Raw genomic sequence first — 20,369 nt, 5'->3', positions numbered from 1 at the left:
TTGCTTTTTTTGCGTTGTATATTTGCACTAAAATAATAAATCTGACGTATAGTAAATCTGACAACCCTCATACTTTATGGAATCATTTTTCGAACTTATAAGATCAAGGCGAAGCTGCAGAAAATTTAAGAATCTAATGCCGGAAAAAAGCAAGATTGACACCATTCTTCAGGCAGCTCTGATGTCTCCTTCTTCAAAAAGCAGGAATCCATGGCATTTTGTTTTGGTTGATGATAAAATGGTGCTTGAGCGTTTATCGGAATGTAAACCACACGGATCAAAACTTATTGGCGAAGCTCCGCTTGCTATAGTAGTATTGGCCGATCCTGCAACCAGTGATGTATGGATTGAGGATACGTCCATCGCTTCAATAAACCTACAGATGGCAGCCGAAGATGAGGGCCTTGGCAGTTGTTGGGTGCAAATCAGAAACAGGGAATTTAATGAAAATATTTCCGCCGAAGTGTTTATTCGTAATTTACTGGAAATCCCGTCAGGCTGGAGGGTTGAATCCGTTATTGCTGTAGGGTATAAAGAAGAATTTAAGGAACCGCATAGCCTGCAAAAACTTAAAAAAGACAGAATATCACATAACCGGTTTACTACGAAATACCATATTGATTAGCGATTCTTCTTTTTTCTGAAAAGATTTCCCAGTTTTTCCAGAAATGTCTCCTCTTCTACTTCGGTGGAATCTTTTTTAACGCCATTCTTTTTATTACCGGCAAATATATCGCCGACAATATCAATAATTTGTTCGATTCGGTCTATCGGTTCTGCATGATCCCGGTATAAGGCAACATCGAAACGCCGTGCCATCCTGTTATTCATCATTTTAAATGAACCATCAAAATAGCGGGTATATTCACCATCCTTCTTTGTATTTTCGAGCATATTGGCAAAAATGGGTAAGGCCATATATGCACCCTGGCCATAGGTGATGGTACGAAAGTGTATAGCCGGATTTTCTGCTCCAACCCAAACGCCTGTCACCAGATCCGGGGTTACTCCAATGAACCATCCATCAGCATTTTGCTGTGTCGTTCCTGTTTTTCCTCCCATATCCGTTTTTATACCATAGGTTGTACGCAAGGATTTTGCCGTACCGCTGTCCACCACCATCTTTAACATATAGGCCATCGTAAGTGCCACTTCACTATCCAGTACCTTCACCGGTTTTTCTGGCTTAAATTCCTCCAGCACCTTTCCATTCCGGTCTTCGATACGGGTTAAGAAGTAGGGTTCAACCCGATAACCTCCATTAACGAATGCCGCGTAAGCAGGAACCATCTCTATCAGTGGAATCTCGGCTGTTCCTAGAGCTATAGAAGGTACATCTGGTAATTTGGTTTTGATCCCGAGATCATAAGCCGTCTGTTTAACATTATCCAGTCCGCATTGCATTGCAACCTGCACCGTAACAGTATTCACAGAGTTCACAAGAGCACCAAGCACCGAATACTCTCCGCCATAAGCATTATCAGAATTAGAGGGGGTCCAGTTTTCATAATCGGTATAAACAATGCTATCGTTCTTAAAAAAATCATCCGGTTCAATACCATATTCCAGTCCGGTTGTATATACAAAAGGTTTGAAGGTTGATCCGACCTGCCTCCTGGCAAGAACATGATCATACTGATAATATTTATGGTTGATACCGCCTACCCAGGCTTTTACAGCGCCGCTGTCCGGATTAATAGCCAATACTCCGGTATGAAGAAACTGAAGACTGTATTTAATCGAATCCATAGGCGTAAGTGTCATATCCTTTTCGCCATCCCATGAGAACATTTTACGTTTAACAGGTGTATTAAAAGCGGAATCAATCGCTTTTTCCGATTTATTCTGCTTTACCATTTTTTTGTAACGATCCGAATTCCTAAACGCATTTTCAAGAATTGCCGGATGACTGCTCCATGGTTTTGAGTTTTTCCAGTGCTTGTCAAAATCTTTCTGTAGCCGGCTCATATGGTATTGCATGGCTTCTTCAGCATCCTGCTGTAATTCTGCATCAATGGTTGTGTATATCTTCAGACCATCCCTGTAAAGATCGTATGGTTCACCATCTTCCTTTACATGTTCCGCACACCACTTTTGTAAATCCTGCCTCAAATACTCCCTGAAATAAGGTGCAAGACCACTATGATGTGACAAAAGTTTATAATTGATTTTAAGTGGTATATCTTCCAGTGAATCGGCGACACTTTGTTCCAGGTAATCATACTTAGCCATCTGGTTCAACACCACATTTCTCCTGGGAAGTGCATTTTCGGGATGGTAATAGGGATTATACAGATTTGTTCCCTTCAGCATTCCGATTAAAACAGCAGCCTCTTCTACTGTAAGTTCTCTGAGGTCCTTACTGAAATAATGATCGGCAGCACTCTTAATACCAAAGGTATTATCACCAAAAGGAACGGTATTCAGATACAGGGTAAGTATTTCATCTTTCGTGTAAATATCCTCCAGCCTTCGTGCCGCAATCATTTCCTTAACCTTACTGAACGAAAGGCTTAAAAACGAATCTCCTATTCTGGGGTAAAGATTTTTAATCAGCTGCTGACTGATCGTACTCCCGCCACCAGCACTACGGTCTCCCAGGAGAATTGATTTGACCATCACCCTTAAAACACTGCGCCGGTCAATACCGCCATGCTCAAAAAAACGGGCATCTTCAGTGGCTACAAGGGCCTGAATGATAAAAGGCGGAATCTCTTCAAACGAAGCATTAGAACGATTCTCAAAAAAATACTTCCCAAGCAACTCATTATTATCACTGTAAACTTCTGAAGCCAGGTAGTTTCTTACATCTTTCAGCTCATCCTTCGTTGGAATATTTCCCCACCTGCCGGAAAAAAAGATTGCCAGCCCTGTACCTAAGATCAATACAGCAGACAGAAAAAAATAGAACAGAATTCTGAAAAGACGTTTTTTAAATCTCAATGCCATAACACAGATTTCGTTTTACCAATAAACGACAAATTACAGATAAATTGCACGTAGAAATAAAACGAATCTGTAAAATATCACATCAACCTTTATAACAATCCCAATGGACGATCTGATTAAGCGGTTTACGTTTTTTTACTTTTGTTGATAAATCATCATCTTCCCGGGGAATACCAAGGGGCAACATTGCAACCGGTTCCAGATTTTGAGGCAGTTCAAGAATTTCACGGGCCAACAGAGGATTAAAATTACAGACCCAACATGTTCCAAGTCCCATTTCGGTAGCCATAAGTGTCATATGATCTACTGCAATAGCCACATCAATATCGGTATGATCCTTACCATCAGCTGCACGGTGCCAGCCTTCAGCATGATCGCCACAAACAACAATAACAACAGGAGCTGATTTAAACCATTCACGTGAATAACAGGAATGGATCTTTTCCAGCATCTCAGGTTCCCGGATAACGATGAATTCCCAGGGTTGATAATTCACGGCAGATGGAGCCATACGGCCGGCTTCCAACACTTTTTCAATCTTCTCTCTGTCAATGGATGTACTTTTATACTGTCTTACGGAATAACGTTTCTGGATCAGATCTTTAAAATCCATAATTAAAAATATTGACTTACCTCTTTTTGTAACTGTTGTTTTGCAAGATCAACAGGGGTTTTTCCTGCATTATGATATTCCTCTATAAACTCTTTGGATAATTCTATTGACGGAGCCTGCGGATTAATACCTGAAACTGTTGAATTTAAGAGTTTTACTACACTTTCCTTCGCTGTAATTATTAAAACCCAGGCTTCGGGAGACACATACAGCTGTTGTGATAAATTGTGCTCATATTCCATTCGAATCGTCTTAAGAAGTTCGCTGTGCAACTGCATGGAATTCATGTCATACCGTTGTACCCTGAGGACAAGATTTTCGGGTGTGATTCTTTCAAGAAAGAGAATCATGCGTTCGTACGCACGAAACTTCAGGGGCGTCGTGACCTTCTGATTATTATTTTTCAACTCAAAATACCGATTTTTTTCAGACTGTTTAAAAAACCGGTTCTGCGTTACATACACGGCCCACCAAACCAATAAAGCCGGAATAATAAATTTAATCACCTCCCATAGTTCATTCATAATCAGATTTTTTCTGCGATAATATACTTATTGCGTTCTGCTCCGTTACGGGAAACCAGTTCTGCGATAAAACCGGAAAGAAACAGCTGGGCACCAATAATCATCGATGTTAAAGCAATATAAAAGAAGGCGTTATCTGTTACCAGTGGTGCTTTAAGATGATGCGCCATTGCAAGCAGTTTTTGCGTGCCTACCCAAACCGCAGCTACAGCACCAATCAAAAACATGATTACACCCCAAACCCCGAAGAAATGCATGGGCCGTTTTCCAAATCTTGAAATAAAAATGACGGAAAGGAGATCGAGAGGGCCACGAATGAAACGTTCCAATCCAAATTTCGTTTCTCCGAATTTACGTTCCTGATGCTGCACTACTTTTTCTCCAATTCTCTTGAATCCGGCCCATTTAGCCAGAACCGGTATGTAACGGTGCATATCACCATACACCTCAATACTCTTTACCACTTTATTCTTGTAGGCCTTCAAACCACAATTAAAGTCATGTAGCTTTATACCACTCATCCTACGGGCAGTCCAGTTAAAGAATTTACTGGGCAGATTTTTTGAAAAAACCGGATCATAGCGTTTCTTCTTCCAACCTGAGACCATATCATAGCCTTCCTTCATAATCATATCATACATAGGCGGTATCTCTTCAGGATTATCCTGAAGGTCGGCATCCATGGTAAAAACAACATCTCCTGCTGCTGCATCAAATCCGCAGTATAATGCCGCCGATTTTCCGTAATTGCGTCTGAAACTGATCCCGTTTATTTTTAATGTGGAATAACTCTTCTTAAGTTCTGTTATTACCTCCCAGGAATTATCACTACTACCGTCGTCAACAAAAATAATCTCTGTTTTAAAATTGTGTTTTGTGACTACAGTATTTATCCACTTCGTTAGCTCCGGTAACGATTCTTCCTCATTATATAAAGGGATTACAATAGATATATCCATTAAAGTTTTTCTATAATTCTGTTGTATCTTCTACTCCTGCAAAAGGATCTTTATTCTCTTTTTTAACGAAAATTGAAGTAATAAGGCTAATAACTGTTCCTATGATTATTCCATTGGTGACAGCACCAAATGCAAAATCCTGCGGTGATGAAATCCCGCTTTCTTCAAGTTTTGCCATAGCCTGATCGACAGCATCTGCCGGAGCATTGAACCGATCAAGCATATCCATAGTAAGTTGTTTTGACATTTCATACAGTTCTTTACCATAATCAGGGTTTATCCACTGTGCATAAACAAAACTGTAGACTGCTACCAGTAAAGATGCAAAAACCGTTACAAGAAGGCCAAATGTAAATGCCTTACCATAAGTAATATAACCACCTAACTTTTTATTCCGGTAGTGTTGCTGAGATATAGTCACACCACCAAAATATAAAATAAGTGACAGCACCATTGACATAATGGACATTGTAATACCACCGGACATCATCGCCTTGCTCATTCCGGTTGCAGTAAGAATAATGTTGTAAATTACCAGTACGATTCCAAATAACAAACCGTAAAACATTGAATTACTAATAATTGATTGATCCTTTTCCATAGTATTTTAAATTAATAGGGCAAATATATTAGTTTTTAATCAAAGAGTGCTTAAAGAAATTCCTTAATCTTAAATATTCAGAAAGCGCCATATATCCATAAACCGAAATATACCCTCAAAAAAAGTTTAAAAAGTTTGTGATGAATGGTAAAATTTCTACTTTTGCGCCCGGGCAAGTCCCGTACGACCAGCTCCTGCTGAATTCCCCCAGGGCTTGACGGCAGCAAGGGTAGGCGGTTGTAGCGGTGCGATACGGGCAGCTTGCCCTCTTTTTATGCCGGATTAGCTCAGTTGGCCAGAGCACGTGATTTGTAATCTCGGGGTCCTCAGTTCGAATCTGAGATCCGGCTCAAAAGGGGTAAATCAACATGGTTTACCCTTTTTTTATGCTTATAAATGGCATGCGTTAAAATAGGTTATAGAATTCCGTTGATTAAAAGAAAATGACGTAATTGTAACATTGTTAAAACTCACTTACATGTCAAAAGCAGTACTGATAACCGGTTGCTCGTCCGGAATAGGCAGAGCCACGGCTGAATTATTACTTCGAAAAGGCTATATAGTTTATGCCACTGCGCGTAAACCAGAGACTATAAATGACCTGAAAAACAAGGGTGCAGTTACCATGCATCTGGATGTTACCGATCTTTCTTCCGTCATCAAAGCAATAAACCGTATTGAAGCAGATGGTGTACAACTTTTTGGATTGGTAAATAATGCCGGTTACGGACAGATGGGACCAATAGAGGAAACAACAGAAGAAATGGCCTTTAATCAAATAAATACCAATGTACTGGGCCTGGCCTCCGTGACCCGACATGCTTTACCACTGATCAGAAAACACGCAGAAGGATTTGTCGTTAACGTGAGTTCCATTGCCGGAAAAGTATCCATGCCATTAAGTGGTTGGTACTGCGCATCAAAATTTGCAGTGGAAGCCTTATCTGACGCATTAAGACTTGAGGTTGGTCAGTTCGGTATTAAGGTTATCACAATAGAGCCGGGTCCTATTCGCACAATGTTCGGGGAAACAGCCTATTCCTCAGCAGATCATGTACCGGATTCCAGCGTGTATAAATCCATGATTATTCGTTTAACAGGTTGGTCGAAAAACACATTGAGCGATCGCGTTGCCGGAAAACCACATGATGTGGCTAATATAATATACAAGGCTATTCAAAAAAGAAATCCACGGGCAAGATACAGAGTAACCTTAATTGCCAGGTTCTTACATATTCTGAGAAAATATGCATCTGACCGTTTAATGGATTTTATGTTCAGAAAACAAATGGGAATAAAAAAATATAGTAAAAACGGTTCTACTTTCTGAAAACACCGTTAACAAAGCGGTATTTACCAAAAATATCCTTCAGAACAACAACATTATGAAATGAATTCTTAACCAGAAGCTCCTTTACCTCTTCGCCCCTGGATTCATTAATCTCAAACCAGATTTCTCCGCCGTCGGTAAGATTAATCCGGGCAAAATCTGTTATGCGCTGATAGTAAACAAGGGCATTATCATCCGGCACAAAAAGAGCGCTGTGCGGCTCATACTTCAACACATTATCTTCCATCAGCGCCTTTTCACTTTCCAGTACATAAGGCGGATTGCTGACAATCATATTAAACTCTTCAACGGGTAAAGCTCCAGTCTGGGAAAGAATATCATAGTAAAAAAAAGTGGCTTCCAGCTTGTTAAGTTTTGCATTTTCCCGGGCAAGGTCCAATGCTGCCTGTACAATATCACAGCCATATACCTCCACACCCGGCATATACTTTTTTAAACCTAAGGCTATGCAACCCGACCCTGTCCCTATATCAAGAATCCGGGTTGTTTTTCCCGAAATCTTATTCGAAATACGCGAAACCAGTTCTTCTGTTTCCGGTCTTGGAACCAATACGCCCGGCTTAACATTAAGACTTAAACCCGCAAATTCTGTATCCCCGGTTATATACTGTATCGGCTCATACTTTGTCAATCTGTCAACGATAGACATAATACGTGCAGACACATCCTTGGGCAGTATTTTATCATTATTCAACAGGATACGTGTTCTGTCGTACCCTAAAACATGCCCGAGTATCCAGACAACAAAACTGTCCACCTCACGATCAGGATACAGACCGCTAAGTTTTTGTTTTATGTAGTTGATATTTTTTTGCATAGCTTTGCAAAGGTAAGAAAAGGATAGAGCATTAAAAACATGAAAATAATTAACTCACCGGAGTTATATATGCAACGTTGTTTAACATTGGCTAAATGTGGATCCGGTCATGTATCACCAAATCCATTGGTTGGATGTGTTATTGTACATAAAGAAAAAATTATCGGAGAAGGCTATCATAAAGAATTTGGCGGTCCGCATGCCGAGGTAAATGCTATAAACAGTGTAAAAGACAAATCCCATCTATCGGATTCAACGTTATATGTCAATCTTGAACCTTGTGCACATTTCGGAAAAACACCTCCCTGCAGTGACCTGATTGTTTCGAGCAAAATCCCTCATGTGGTTATTGGCACAACAGACCCTTTTTCAAAAGTTTCAGGGAAAGGCATTGAAAAAATGGAAGAAGCAGGCGTAAAGGTTGATGTTGGACTAATGGAAGAAGAAAGCCGTGAAATCAATAAAAGGTTTTTCACATTTCATAACAGGAAAAGACCCTACATCATACTTAAATGGGCTGAGACTGTTGATGGCTTTATTGACAGAGACCGCTCAAAAGTAATCAGTAAACCCACATGGATAACCTCTGACGCCTGTAAAATTGCAGTTCATAAGCAAAGAGCTGACGAAGATGCTGTTATGGTAGGTACAAATACTGCAGAAAGGGATAATCCATCCTTAAGTGTTCGCTACTGGACCGGACATAATCCGTTAAGGCTGGTCCTTGATCGTCAACACAGGTTACCTTCAGAACTCCATTTGTTTGATTATGTGCATCCGACACTTGTGTTTACCAAAGATGCCAAAAAGAATGTAAAGAATCTGGAATACTTTGAAGTTGACTTTGAAGACTATCTGCATGAAGATATTTTAGATGAATTGTACGAGCGGAATATCATGTCCGTGATCATAGAAGGTGGCACCCGGCTTTTAAAGGGATTTATATCAAAAGGACTCTGGGATGAAGCCTGGCGTTTTATCGGCAACAAATCTTTCACTTCAGGTATTGATGCACCAAGGTTAACCGGTGAACTTGTGGGCAGAGAAAAAATGTCTGACTCTATACTACTTGTATTTAAAAACAAAAAACAGTAATTTTAAAACTATAATTACTGTGTATGTTTAACAGCTTCGCATTTCCTGAAGTGGTTCTTCAGCTTTTAAATCATATCTATATCGTAACGGTATGGAGTATTGCTGTACTAATTGTTCTGGAAAACCGCAATCCTGTTAAAACAATGTCGTGGGTACTGGTACTTATCCTGCTTCCTTATGCCGGGCTTATTCTTTATATCTTTTTCGGTCAAAACTACCGAAGACAGAAGATTATTACGCGAAAAAGTATAAAACAAATTGAGCTGATAAACGGGTATTATGATATTCTGAAAAATAAATTCAGCATAAAAAAAATTTTATTGCCACCGGACCTTGAAAAACACAGGAAACTTATATCGCTGTTATTCAGCAATAATCACACCTTGTTTACGGACAACAATACCATCAGAATCCTCAATAACGGCACCGAAAAATTCCCGGAATTACTGAATGACATCCAGAAAGCTAAATCTTTTATTCACCTCGAGTACTATATTTTTGATGATGATAATATTGGCAATACCATCATCCAGGCACTTTTTGAAAAGATAAAAGAAGGCGTGGAAGTCCGGATGATTGTGGACGATGTTGGCAGCTGGCACCTTAAACGCAGATTCTTTAAAAAACTCCGGGCAGGCGGTATCGAGGTCTACCCTTTTCTTAAAGTCCGTTTTCCGTTTTTTACCAGTAAAATAAATTACAGAAATCACCGGAAAATAGTGGTTATCGACGGACATACCGGATATACAGGCGGTCTGAATGTAGCCGATCGCTATGTTCATGGCGTAAAAAAACTCGGCTCATGGCGTGATATTCATGTAAAGATTGAGGGAGATGCGGTTTCCAGCCTGCAAAGTATATTTATCCTTGACTGGTATTTTGTGAGCAGACAGCGCATAAGAGACAGCAAGTACTTTCCTGAAAATACACATGAAAAACAGGACAACCTCCGGATGCAAATCGCCTGGAGTAGTCCTGACAGTGACTGGAAGACAATTGAACAGGCCTTCTTTACCGCAATTACAGGTGCAGAAAAATACCTCTACATTGAATCACCCTATTTTTTGCCGACCGAAAGTATATTGATGGGACTTAAAACTGCAGCCCTGAGTGGAACTGATGTCCGCTTAATCGTTCCTGGTAAATCAGATGCCTTTATTACCGAAGCATCATCTCATTCCTATCTGAGGGAAATTATGGAAGCCGGTGTCAGGGTCTTCTTTTACCAAAATGGATTTCTGCACAGCAAACTTTTAATCACTGATGACACATTGACTTCAGTTGGTTCAGCCAATATGGATTTCAGAAGCTTTGAAGATAATTTTGAGGTTACCGCTTTTATTTATGACCCTGAAACAACAGCTGTAGCAAAGCAGAATTTCATGAATGACCTTGCCTCATCGCATGAGATTACCCTTGAAGAATGGAAGAAAAGAAATCGTTTTCGTAAGTTCATAGAATCACTGGCAAGACTCTTCAGCCCTCTGTTGTAAAAGCACAAAACACCATAAAGGAAAGGGGAGCAAAGATAGGCATCTTTGCTCCCCTAAAATTACCCTAAACCTAAACCTATGAAAAAATACGTAGAAGTAATACAAATGTATAGTATATAATTAATATCGGCAAATTTTTAGTTAAAATTTGTTGTGAAAACGTTTACACCTATCACTCACCCAACATATATTAAGCTGATTATTAATTTCTTAAGCAATACAAACAAATTAACATTTTTTCATATATACATGTTTATATTTCTAAGAGGTATATAAAAAAATTAAGGATGAGCGGGCGCCCATCCTTAACCTAAATTACCCTAAACCTAAACCTATGAAAAAAATTACCTGTTTGTTGTTGAATAGTACAAAGTAAAGGCATTTTTATCTTTTTGCCAAATAATAGTATTGTTTTTAAGCTTTTTTATTTTAACGGGAGGCATAAAAAAATTAAGGATGAGCGGGCGCTCATCCTTAACCTAAATTACCCTAAACCTAAACCTATGAAAAAAATTACCTGTTTGTTGAATGGTTCAAAGAAAAGACAATTTTCATTAACTACCAAATATTTTTTGAACTGTTTTGCTATTTTTTTTGTAGGATAAATCCAACTAAAAATCTTTCATGCTCTATTTCAGAAAATTAATTGTTTTGAGTAAACATATTATACTGGACAAGCAACGAAAGCCGGACCGTTCCTGATCAAAAGCTTAAAATAAAAAAGGGAGTTGAATATTCAACTCCCCCCGGTTTTTCAGCAGATATAATCTGCAAAAAACTGTTTGTTGGCGAGCCAAATATATCATTAATTTATTAGATGATATCCTTTTTTTGTAATAATTAGTAACAAATTATCATCACAACATTAATTTCATAGACACATTCGTACTTTTAACATTTTAATAATCTCAGTTCATGACAAATAGGATATTATTGTAACTCAAAAATCCGGTAAAACCAATGATCCGCATTATTTTACGCCGAAAGGGTATAAAAAGGCATAAAATATTTTTGGGACTTAATAAAAAAGTCTATTTTTGCATCCCGATTTATGGAGTAGAAACAGAGTAAATTAAAATAAAATGAAACGTACATTTCAACCTTCAAACAGAAAGAGAAAAAACAAACACGGTTTTCGTGAAAGAATGTCAACCAAAAACGGCCGTCGTGTTTTAAGTGCTCGCAGGGCTAAAGGAAGAAAAAAACTCACCGTTTCTGATGAGCCTGCGCTAAGAAAATAATATACAAGAGAAGTAAAGAGAAATCTTTACTTTTTTTGTTTTAAGACACATCAATTACTTTATTCCTTCATTTTTTTCCATTCGTTTTATTCATTACTTTTACGCGTAAATTTTTTCATACGCAAGATGAGTATTATTCGTTTTTTAACCTCAAAGGTCTTTTTTAAAAACCTGCTGATCAGCATTATCTTATTGGTATTCATATTAGCCGGCGTTTTTATAGGACTATACTTTTATACCAATCATGGCAAATCTGAAATTGTTCCTGATCTGAGAGGTCTGAATGAGCCTCAGATTAAACGCATCCTGGACAAACAGGAACTTCGCTATGAGATTATTGACTCCGTTTTCACGGATTCAGTTCCAAACGGAACCCTTTGGGAGCAGGTGCCTGGTGCAGGATCAAAGGTTAAAAAACACCGCAAATTATTCTTAATTTTCAATGCGCAAACAAAAAAGAGTATTGCGATGCCAGATATTCGAGACTTATCGCTCCGACAGGCTAAAACAGTTCTTGAAAGCGCAGGACTAAAAATTGGCGATACAATATATGTCCCGTCTGAGTTTAAAAATCTGGTCATCGGACAACATTACGAAGGCATGGAAATCGATCCGGGCAAACCGGTAACAGAGGGTAGCAGAATCGATGTATTGGTTGCCAATGGACTGAGCAGTGAAACAACCTTACTTCCCGATTTGAAAAATATGTATCTGGTTGATGCGGAAAAAATATTAACAGCAAAGGGATTAAACATCGGGGCTTCTATTATAACTGACGATGAACAGGATGAAAACATAACCAGGGATTCTCTTTATGTATTAAATCAGAAACCCCTTTCCCGATCAAAGGTCAATATCGGATCATCTGTCACACTATGGCTCACTGCAGATAGCTTAAAACTCAAAACTGATTCACTGAATACAGATTCTTTGCTATATGAATGATCCGATTATTAATACTGATGACAGCCAGGATCAGGAACTGTTTGAACATTACAGGTTTGAATGTGATCCTGGACAGACCTTGTTAAGGGTTGATAAATTCCTGGTGGACAGAATAAAAAATGCGTCAAGATCTAAAATACAATCCGCGGCAAATGCCGGAAATATATTAGTCAATAATAAAAGTGTAAAACCCAATTATAAGGTAAAGCCATACGATATTGTTTCGATCGTACTTGAATATCCTCCATATGAATTTAAAATAATACCTGAGGATATACCACTGGATATTGTATACGAAGATGAGCACCTTCTTGTAGTTAACAAACCTGCAGGACTGGTCGTTCATCCGGGTATAGCCAACTATACCGGTACATTGGTAAATGCGCTGGCCTTTCATTTGAGCGACCTGCCAATGTTTAATGGTGATGATCCGCGGCCCGGATTGGTTCACCGGATTGATAAAGACACAACCGGATTAATGGTTGTAGCTAAAAATGAGCTGGCTAAAAACAAACTTGCCAAACAATTTTTTGATAAAACAACCGAACGCACTTACAATGCCATTGTGTGGGGAGATTTTGAAGAAGCAAACGGTACTATCACAGGAAAAATCGGCAGGAATCTGAAAGACAGAATCGGAATGGATGTTTTCGACAATGAAGGGGATTATGGCAAAGAAGCAGTCACACATTACGAGGTTCTGGAACGGTTTGGTTATGTATCGCTTGTAAAATGCAACCTCGAAACCGGACGGACTCATCAGATCAGGGTACATATGAAACATATAGGGCACCCTCTTTTCAATGACAAAACATATGGGGGTGACAAAATACTTAAAGGCACCACATTTACAAAATATAAGCAGTTTATAGACAACTGTTTCAGTATTTGCGACAGGCAGGCACTACATGCCAGATCCCTTGGATTTGTACATCCGGCAACGAATAAATTTATGCAGTTTAACTCTGAATTACCGGAAGATATGAGCCGGCTGATTGAAAAGTGGCGGAATTATGTTGCCAACCGAAATCTTGAAGAATAAAATTTATGAAGAAGAATATTGCAATCGTTGCAGGTGGCGATCAGTCTGAAGTAGTGGTTTCACTTAAAAGTGCCGAAGGCCTGAAAACATTTATTGACAGCTCAGAATACAATCTGTTCATTGTAATTCTGGAGAAGAACAATTGGAGGATAAGGCTTGAAAATGGCGAGGAATATCCGCTTGACAGGAACGACTTCAGCACAGAAATAAACGGAAAGAAATTAACGTTCGATTGTGTATATAACACCATTCACGGTATACCGGGTGAAGATGGCAGATTACAGGGGTATCTTGATATGATCCGACTGCCATATACATCTTCCGGGGTCCTGGCATCTTCGGTTACATTCAATAAATTCTTTTGTAATACCTACCTTAAGGCATTCGGTATAAAATCGGCAGAATCCATGATGCTGCGTAAGGGAATGTCGGTCAGACCAGAGGAAGTAATTGAGCGCGTAGGACTTCCCTGTTTTATAAAACCCAATGCAGGGGGTTCAAGTTTTGGCGTCACCAAAGCAGTTCAGTCTTCGGATATTGCACCTGCCATTGAGAAAGCTTTTCAGGAAAGCGATGAAATAATTATTGAAGCATTCATAAAAGGTACCGAGGTTACAAACGGCATATATAAAACACTGGAACGGGAAGTGATCATGCCTGTAACTGAGGTTGTTCCTAAAAACGAGTATTTTGATTTCGAGGCTAAATATACGCCCGGAATGGCTGAAGAAATAACGCCTGCCCGTATTTCAGATGAACTGACCCGGAAAATTCAAAAACTTACATCAGCAATTTACAGCATACTGGGCTGCAAAGGCATCGTACGTGTGGATTATATAATTTCAGATAAAACCATTTACTTACTGGAAGTTAATACCACACCCGGCATGACGCTTACTAGCTTTATTCCTCAACAGATAAGGGCGATGGAAGTACCAATAGCCGATGTATTTACTGAAATTATTGAAGATAGTATTGCCAGAAATCAGGCTATTTAACCAGTTTTGAAATTGCTTTAAACGCATCAGCTTTAGCATCCTGAGTAAGTTCAAAAAGTACCGATTCATAGGTTGATATTATGGCCCCCTCCTGCCTCATTCGATGTATTGCAGAATCCTTATCTTCATCAAAACGGCTAGAGACACAATTCTCAATGACAACCGGCTGATAACCAAAATTAATCAGATCTATGACGGTCTGAAGAACACAAACATGCGTTTCAATTCCTGCAATAATCACAAAATGTTTACCTGTTGATTTTAAACGGACATTAAATTCCGGTTCATCACAGCAACTGAACGATGTTTTTTCAATATAGTCAAAGGGCTCAAACACCTCCCTGATGTGCTCAACAGTCTCCCCCAGCCCCCTGGTATACTGTTGTGTTGCAAGGACCGGCACTTCCAGTAAATTTAGTCCGGTAATTAGCTTCACACAGTTCTCCAGCACTGTAGGCTGTTTTTTCATATGAGGAAGCAGTTTTTCCTGCATATCTATAATCACTCCCGCTGTATCTGTCTTTACAATTCTCATCTTTGAGTTTTTTTACAAAAATAAGCATGATTACGGGCAATAAAAAGGTTTTTAGCGTTATAAATAATGATTTATTTCTTTATTGAAAATTTTTCTATTTTTGTATTTAGATTTATACATATCAAAATATTGACATGATTGGTAAAGTACCGGAGCCAACAATTCGAAGACTACCGTTTTACTTGGCACATATTAAATTATTAAGTAACAGTGGACAGCAGTTTATCTCATCCACGCAGTTAGCCAAAGATATTGGTGTGGACTCTTCACAGGTGGCCAAGGATCTTTCATTCATTGATATTACCGGAAAAACACGTGTTGGCTATGAGATAAAGCCTTTAATTGAAGTGCTCGAAAATTTCCTTGGGTTCAGCTTAAAACACAAAGCTTATCTTTTTGGTGCCGGAAGTCTGGGTTCAGCATTGTTACAGGATACGGGGTTAAGGCAATTTGGACTTTATCTCACTGCTGCCTTCGACGTAAATCCTGACATTGTCGGGACAACTGTAAACGGTGTTCCCATCAGGCATGTTGATGAGTACTTTGAAGTGCGTAAAAAAACCGGTGTTGAAATTGGAATCCTTACCGTACCGGCTGAAAAAGCCCAGGAAGTTGCTGATTTTATGATTGAAGGTGGTATACGTGGAATATGGAATTTCACACCTGTAAAAATCAAGGTTCCTAAAAAGGCTGTCGTGCAGAATACATCACTTTATGCGCACCTTGCACTGATATTTAACAAGCTGATACATGGAGATAACTACTAATCGCAATACCGCCTGAGCCTAAAACAGAGCCGTCATTTGTTGGTTAATAGTTTTTGCATCTTTTTAAATACATCGGTATTATCCATTATCCCTCTGAATTCCTCTGAACCGGGTCCCCATGCAAACACCGGAACCATAATTCCTGTATGAGATTTAGTTGTGTATGATGCTTTAACTTCACCCGAATCATAGTCTCCACCAGAGAGAGCCATTCCGCCGGTTTCATGATCGGCAGTAACAATCACAAGTGTGTTTTTATTTTTAGCTGCAAATTTCAGGGCTTCACCAATAGTGTAATCAAAATCGAGCATTTCGCCAACAATATAATCTGTATTATTGGCATGACCACCCCAGTCAATTTGCGACCCTTCAATCATAAGAAAAAAACCCTTACGATTAGTATTCAGAATATGTATTGCAGTTTCTGCTGCCTTAGGTAACATATCTCCCCGTTCATCAAATGGAGGATTATGTTCCCCGGCCGTCAATCCTACCAGCTTACCTGCTTTCACATCTTCTATCTGCTTCATGTCGGTTAAAACCTGATACCCCTTATCCTTAAATGTATCCAGTAGATTCCTGTTGTCTTTGCGTTTTGCGAAGTTATCATAACCTCCACCAATAATAACTTCAAAATCTGTTTTGAGAAAATCAGCCGCAATATCTTCGTACATGTTTCGAGACGGCTGATGTGCAATAAAGCTGGCTGGCGTTGCATGGGTAATAGAAGAAGTGGATACAAGCCCCGTACTCTTGCCTAGTTTTTCTGCAATCTCAAGAATGGTTTCTACAGGCAATGAATCCGGCGACATCGCAATCATTCCGTTTCTGGTTTTTTCTCCGCTTGACAATGCCGTTCCACCTGCTGCAGAATCCGTAATGTAATTATCTGCTGAATACGTCTTGGAAAAACCTGTATTTTTAAAATAACCAAGGTACAACATTCCCCTGTTCACTGTCATTCCTGCCTGAATCTGCGCAATTCCCATACCGTCACCGATCAGTAAAATAATGTTTTCCGGCTTCTTACCCTCCTTAATCTTTGGAAGATCCAGGTTATCAACTTTATATACAGGAAATTTATGGGTTTTTATTTCCTCATTATAATGAAACTGTGCGCTTACATTAATTGCGATCAGGACCAGTAAAACAGAAAGTGTATATTTCATTTTCTTAAATTTTAACATTCGAAGGAAGTTATTATCTGTTATATTCACAAATTATACCATAAACAATTTTATAGATATGTTAGTTTTATTAAAAAACGATTACAATGATCATCATAATCTCTCCGGCCAAAACCATTGTTAACGATCTGCCATGCAGTACAGATCATTCAACCGACCCCGTTTTTGAACATGAGGCCAACAAGCTGGCTTCATATATGAAACAATATACAACCAGTGATCTTATCGAACTCATGGGTATAAGTCAGAAACTGGCCATCCTCAATTATGAGCGGTTTCAGTCATGGGACAGATCAGATACCGAAAAACTCAAAGCCATTTGCGCATTTAAGGGCGAGGTTTTCAATGGATTAAAGGGGTGGGAATTTACTGAAAAAGAGCTGGAATATGCACAGAATCATCTTCGGATTTTATCCGGATTATTTGGCATCCTTAAACCACTGGATACTATTAAGCCCTACCGGCTGGAAATGGGTACAGAAATGGATTTTGGCTCTCTGTATGAGTTCTGGGGGGATAAGATTACGAATGAAATCAACGCACAGATTGCAGCAACAGGAGGACCTGTGATCAACCTTGCCAGCAAAGAATATTACAGAGCCTTAAATCCACAGAAATTAAATGCACCTGTTATTACACCGGACTTTAAAGATCTGAAAAACGGATCGTATAAAATTATTGCCATTTATGCCAAGAAAGCAAGAGGATTAATGAGCAGATTTATTTTAAAAAACAAACTGACTGATCCTGAAGACCTGAAAGCATTTAATGAAGAAGGCTACTATTTTAACGGCCATTTAAGCACAGCTGAAAATCCCGTCTTTACAAGGGAAAACTAGATCAGATACTCCGTGCTGAATAAACTTTATTCGTATCAATGCAGGCATGTAGTAATGCCTCCACTGAAATCCGCTTAGTTGGATGAACCAGTTTGGAAGCAATTTCATTCAAAGGTTCAAGAACAAACCGTCGCTTATGCATATGTGGATGAGGGATAATCAGTTCAGGATCATCGAACATTACAAGATTGTCGTAAAAGATGATATCAATATCCACGATGCGGTCCGTATAAACACCATTGGACGACTTACTTGTTCTTCCCACGGCTATTTCTATACGTTTAATTTCTTCAAGAACCTCATACGGCGATAGTTTGGTTGAAACAATCAGTGCCTGGTTTATAAACGGCAAATCTGAATCAAATCCCCAGGGTTCCGACTCATAATATGAACTGGAAACCAAAACATCACCTATCCTCTCCTCTACAGCTCTTTGCGCTTCCGACAGGGAATCATACCTGTTTCCTATATTTCCGCCGGTAACCAATGTAACAATTGCCATTCTTTAAATCCTCTCAATAACATCCTTCACTGACTGATAAGTATTGTGCCATACCTTATCCAAATCAGACCTGTTTAACCATTCCGTTTTTGTTATACCTTCTTCAGTTTGTGGTTTTATTCGTAAATCTCCGGTCTTCATTTTATACCAGTAGGTTTTTTTTAAAACCGTTTTTTGCTTTATATGATAGGTATGATAAGTTGCTGTTATGAAATCAGTGATCACACAGTCGTTCAGCCCGCACTCTTCCTTAACTTCCCTCACCGCCGTATCTTCTATCTGTTCACCTTTGTTTTTCTTCCCTTTTGGTAAATCCCACTTACCTCTTCTGAATATAAACAGAATTTCGCCTTTTTTATTGTAAACGATTCCCCCGGCAGCATCAATATACCTGAAACAGGGCTTAATAAGTTCCAGTAATTTTTCTGTTGATCCGGAACTGTAAAGAATGCCATTGGCCAGATGCTGGTTTGAATCAAACTTATCAATAAATAACTTTAAATCGTTAAATGAGGAGTATTCATGTATTGCATCAAATCCAGAAGCCATGGTCTCCTCAAGATTATCGGTAAGTTTTAAAATGCGATCATCAAAATAAACGGGAATAATCAAAATCAGTTGGTTTTGAACTTAAACTTAACCTCTTTTAGTTCTTTATTGGCTTTAACTATTTTTTCCTTTAATTCTTCTTTAAACTGCAGCAGCCTGTTCTGAATTTTTTCATCACCTACAGCAATCATCTGTGCAGCTAAAATACCTGCATTCATCGCTCCGTTAATACCAACTGTTGCTACCGGAATACCGGGAGGCATCTGTACGATTGCCAGCAGCGAATCCATACCATCCAAACTGGCCTTTACAGGCACTCCAATAACCGGCAAAGTTGTCATAGCTGCGATAACACCTGGCAGGTGTGCTGCCATACCAGCTGCTGCAATTATAACTTTTATGCCTCGATCTTTAGCCCCTTTGGCAAATTTTTCCACCTCTTCCGGTGTTCTGTGCGCCGAAAGCGCATTTATCTCGAATGGAATTTCAAAATCGTCCAGTACTTTTGCAGCTTTCTCCATTACCGGCAAATCGCTGGTACTTCCCATTATTATGCTAACCTGTGGTTTCATTTTACGAAATTTACAATACTTAAAATAAAGCGCAAAATTATGAAAACTATACCAGCTTGTCAATATAAATAACCTCAAGCTTTTCACCCTCAGGAATCAAAACAGTCTTAAAGCCCATTTCTGAAGCTGCCTTTACATTGGCTTCACTGTCATCAAAAAACAGCGTTTCTTCCGGAACGATGCCTGTTCGGGTAATAACGTTTTCAAATGCCTTTCGGTCTGGTTTTGCAACCTGCGACATATACGAACAATAAATACCATCAAAAAAATAATTAGCTCCCTGTCGTTGACTGTCATAACTAAACATGGGATGCCAGTAATCATGATGAATTTTACTCGTGTTACTCAACAGGAACATATTATAGTTTTGCTTAAGAATTTTAAGAAATTCAAGCCTTCCTGCCGGAATCCCAATCAAAAAGCTGTTCCATGCCCGTTTTATTGATGCATTATCTGCATTTGTACCATATTCTTCTCTGAACCGCTCATAAAAATCCGCTTCATCTATCAATCCCAGCTCCAGTTCTCCAAGCAGCCCTTTCTGTCCGTAAAAACCCAGTCCATGACCGTTCAGGTCAACCCCAAGTTCGGTAAAAGAATCAAAACATTTCTGTTTATCCAGATCCAGAATTACTCCCCCAAGGTCAAATAATAGATTCTTTATTCCACCATTTTTCATGAGTGCAAATATAGAAATGAAAACGAATTAATTTAAGTCTTTCAGGATTGTATGTTGAGCTGTGCTGTTAATACCATTGCATTTTCTTATCTTTACATCAACAAAAAAAGG

General features: G+C 39.0%; 22 protein-coding genes, 1 tRNA gene and 1 other RNA gene. 12 read left to right on the top strand and 12 right to left on the bottom strand.

Annotated features, from left to right (window positions below; genetic code table 11):
• Positions 1 to 76: 76 nt before the first annotated feature.
• Positions 77 to 625, top strand: coding sequence for a nitroreductase family protein (locus tag ACE1EF_RS12175; protein ID WP_375720943.1), 549 nt, complete (start codon positions 77 to 79; stop codon positions 623 to 625).
• On the opposite strand, the gene ACE1EF_RS12170 is transcribed toward ACE1EF_RS12175, so the two are convergent.
• The 5 genes from ACE1EF_RS12170 to ACE1EF_RS12150 all read right to left on the bottom strand — a co-directional run bounded on the left by ACE1EF_RS12170 (position 622) and on the right by ACE1EF_RS12150 (position 5,646).
• Positions 622 to 2,949 (bottom strand): penicillin-binding protein 1A, encoded by a 2,328-nt coding sequence (locus ACE1EF_RS12170; RefSeq protein WP_375720942.1) that lies wholly within the window; start codon positions 2,947 to 2,949, stop codon positions 622 to 624. The two genes, ACE1EF_RS12175 and ACE1EF_RS12170, sit on opposite strands and share 4 nt — an antisense overlap.
• An 82-nt stretch (positions 2,950 to 3,031) precedes the next feature.
• A complete protein-coding gene (locus ACE1EF_RS12165; RefSeq protein WP_375720941.1) occupies positions 3,032 to 3,562 on the bottom strand; it encodes a nitroreductase family protein in 531 nt (176 codons plus the stop codon).
• Positions 3,563 to 3,564: 2 nt separating this feature from the next.
• Positions 3,565 to 4,086 (bottom strand): DUF7935 family protein, encoded by a 522-nt coding sequence (locus ACE1EF_RS12160; RefSeq protein ID WP_375720940.1) that lies wholly within the window; start codon positions 4,084 to 4,086, stop codon positions 3,565 to 3,567.
• Positions 4,087 to 4,088: 2 nt separating this feature from the next.
• Positions 4,089 to 5,045 (bottom strand): glycosyltransferase family 2 protein, encoded by a 957-nt coding sequence (locus ACE1EF_RS12155; protein ID WP_375720939.1) that lies wholly within the window; start codon positions 5,043 to 5,045, stop codon positions 4,089 to 4,091.
• Positions 5,046 to 5,055: 10 nt separating this feature from the next.
• Positions 5,056 to 5,646 carry a DUF4199 domain-containing protein gene (locus ACE1EF_RS12150; protein ID WP_375720938.1) on the bottom strand — a complete coding sequence of 197 codons (591 nt, stop codon included), beginning with the start codon at positions 5,644 to 5,646 and terminating at the stop codon, positions 5,056 to 5,058.
• Positions 5,647 to 5,816: 170 nt separating this feature from the next.
• Between ACE1EF_RS12150 and ffs the strand changes: the two genes are divergently transcribed.
• The 3 genes from ffs to ACE1EF_RS12135 all read left to right on the top strand — a co-directional run bounded on the left by ffs (position 5,817) and on the right by ACE1EF_RS12135 (position 6,976).
• Positions 5,817 to 5,916: signal recognition particle sRNA small type (gene ffs, locus ACE1EF_RS12145), an RNA gene on the top strand.
• Between the two features lie 6 nt (positions 5,917 to 5,922).
• A tRNA-Thr gene (locus ACE1EF_RS12140) sits at positions 5,923 to 5,996 on the top strand.
• A 128-nt stretch (positions 5,997 to 6,124) separates the two neighbouring features.
• On the top strand, positions 6,125 to 6,976 hold the full coding sequence (locus ACE1EF_RS12135) for an SDR family oxidoreductase (RefSeq protein ID WP_375720937.1): 852 nt from the start codon (positions 6,125 to 6,127) through the stop codon (positions 6,974 to 6,976).
• Here the strand turns inward: ACE1EF_RS12135 and prmC are convergent.
• Positions 6,966 to 7,814 carry a peptide chain release factor N(5)-glutamine methyltransferase gene (gene prmC, locus ACE1EF_RS12130; RefSeq protein WP_375720936.1) on the bottom strand — a complete coding sequence of 283 codons (849 nt, stop codon included), beginning with the start codon at positions 7,812 to 7,814 and terminating at the stop codon, positions 6,966 to 6,968. The two genes, ACE1EF_RS12135 and prmC, sit on opposite strands and share 11 nt — an antisense overlap.
• 39 nt (positions 7,815 to 7,853) lie before the next feature.
• Here prmC and ribD point away from each other — a divergent pair, with 39 nt between their 5' ends.
• From ribD to ACE1EF_RS12100, 6 genes are all read left to right on the top strand, one after another.
• Positions 7,854 to 8,909 carry a bifunctional diaminohydroxyphosphoribosylaminopyrimidine deaminase/5-amino-6-(5-phosphoribosylamino)uracil reductase RibD gene (ribD, locus tag ACE1EF_RS12125; protein WP_375720935.1) on the top strand — a complete coding sequence of 352 codons (1,056 nt, stop codon included), beginning with the start codon at positions 7,854 to 7,856 and terminating at the stop codon, positions 8,907 to 8,909.
• Positions 8,910 to 8,932: 23 nt separating this feature from the next.
• Positions 8,933 to 10,402 carry a cardiolipin synthase gene (gene cls, locus ACE1EF_RS12120; protein WP_375720934.1) on the top strand — a complete coding sequence of 490 codons (1,470 nt, stop codon included), beginning with the start codon at positions 8,933 to 8,935 and terminating at the stop codon, positions 10,400 to 10,402.
• Positions 10,403 to 11,484: 1,082 nt separating this feature from the next.
• Positions 11,485 to 11,643, top strand: a complete 159-nt coding sequence (rpmH, locus tag ACE1EF_RS12115; protein WP_375720933.1) for a 50S ribosomal protein L34 — start codon at positions 11,485 to 11,487, stop codon at positions 11,641 to 11,643.
• Positions 11,644 to 11,769: 126 nt separating this feature from the next.
• Positions 11,770 to 12,588, top strand: coding sequence for a PASTA domain-containing protein (locus ACE1EF_RS12110; RefSeq protein WP_375720932.1), 819 nt, complete (start codon positions 11,770 to 11,772; stop codon positions 12,586 to 12,588).
• Complete coding sequence (locus tag ACE1EF_RS12105) at positions 12,581 to 13,630, top strand: RluA family pseudouridine synthase (RefSeq protein WP_375720931.1); 1,050 nt, start codon at positions 12,581 to 12,583, stop codon at positions 13,628 to 13,630. The genes ACE1EF_RS12110 and ACE1EF_RS12105 overlap by 8 nt, the downstream gene beginning before the upstream one ends.
• Before the next feature lie 5 nt (positions 13,631 to 13,635).
• Positions 13,636 to 14,628 (top strand): D-alanine--D-alanine ligase, encoded by a 993-nt coding sequence (locus ACE1EF_RS12100; RefSeq protein WP_375720930.1) that lies wholly within the window; start codon positions 13,636 to 13,638, stop codon positions 14,626 to 14,628.
• Here ACE1EF_RS12100 and ACE1EF_RS12095 read toward each other — a convergent pair.
• On the bottom strand, positions 14,621 to 15,163 hold the full coding sequence (locus tag ACE1EF_RS12095) for a hydrolase (RefSeq protein ID WP_375720929.1): 543 nt from the start codon (positions 15,161 to 15,163) through the stop codon (positions 14,621 to 14,623). The two genes, ACE1EF_RS12100 and ACE1EF_RS12095, sit on opposite strands and share 8 nt — an antisense overlap.
• Before the next feature lie 134 nt (positions 15,164 to 15,297).
• Between ACE1EF_RS12095 and ACE1EF_RS12090 the strand changes: the two genes are divergently transcribed.
• Complete coding sequence (locus tag ACE1EF_RS12090; RefSeq protein ID WP_375720928.1) at positions 15,298 to 15,930, top strand: redox-sensing transcriptional repressor Rex; 633 nt, start codon at positions 15,298 to 15,300, stop codon at positions 15,928 to 15,930.
• Positions 15,931 to 15,962: 32 nt separating this feature from the next.
• On the opposite strand, the gene ACE1EF_RS12085 is transcribed toward ACE1EF_RS12090, so the two are convergent.
• Entirely contained in the window at positions 15,963 to 17,099 is a 1,137-nt protein-coding gene (locus ACE1EF_RS12085; protein WP_375720927.1) for an alkaline phosphatase, read from the bottom strand.
• A gap of 104 nt (positions 17,100 to 17,203) precedes the next feature.
• Here ACE1EF_RS12085 and yaaA point away from each other — a divergent pair, with 104 nt between their 5' ends.
• A complete protein-coding gene (gene yaaA, locus ACE1EF_RS12080) occupies positions 17,204 to 17,956 on the top strand; it encodes a peroxide stress protein YaaA (protein WP_375720926.1) in 753 nt (250 codons plus the stop codon).
• 1 nt (position 17,957) lies between these two features.
• On the opposite strand, the gene folK is transcribed toward yaaA, so the two are convergent.
• The 4 genes from folK to ACE1EF_RS12060 are packed head-to-tail and all read right to left on the bottom strand — an operon-like array spanning position 17,958 to position 20,258.
• Positions 17,958 to 18,458: a 2-amino-4-hydroxy-6-hydroxymethyldihydropteridine diphosphokinase gene (gene folK, locus ACE1EF_RS12075; protein ID WP_375720925.1), complete on the bottom strand. Its 501-nt coding sequence runs from the start codon at positions 18,456 to 18,458 to the stop codon at positions 17,958 to 17,960.
• A gap of 3 nt (positions 18,459 to 18,461) precedes the next feature.
• On the bottom strand, positions 18,462 to 19,070 hold the full coding sequence (locus ACE1EF_RS12070) for an NUDIX hydrolase (RefSeq protein ID WP_375720924.1): 609 nt from the start codon (positions 19,068 to 19,070) through the stop codon (positions 18,462 to 18,464).
• Between the two features lie 2 nt (positions 19,071 to 19,072).
• Positions 19,073 to 19,666: a 5-(carboxyamino)imidazole ribonucleotide mutase gene (purE, locus tag ACE1EF_RS12065; protein ID WP_473774492.1), complete on the bottom strand. Its 594-nt coding sequence runs from the start codon at positions 19,664 to 19,666 to the stop codon at positions 19,073 to 19,075.
• Positions 19,626 to 20,258: an HAD family hydrolase gene (locus tag ACE1EF_RS12060; RefSeq protein ID WP_375720922.1), complete on the bottom strand. Its 633-nt coding sequence runs from the start codon at positions 20,256 to 20,258 to the stop codon at positions 19,626 to 19,628. The genes purE and ACE1EF_RS12060 overlap by 41 nt, the downstream gene beginning before the upstream one ends.
• Positions 20,259 to 20,369: the final 111 nt, after the last annotated feature.

The organism is Quyinboa sediminis (genome assembly GCF_042219855.1).
Lineage (GTDB): Bacteria > Bacteroidota > Bacteroidia > Bacteroidales > UBA5342 > JBHJHP01.
This window is presented reverse-complemented; position numbering and strand designations above follow the sequence as displayed.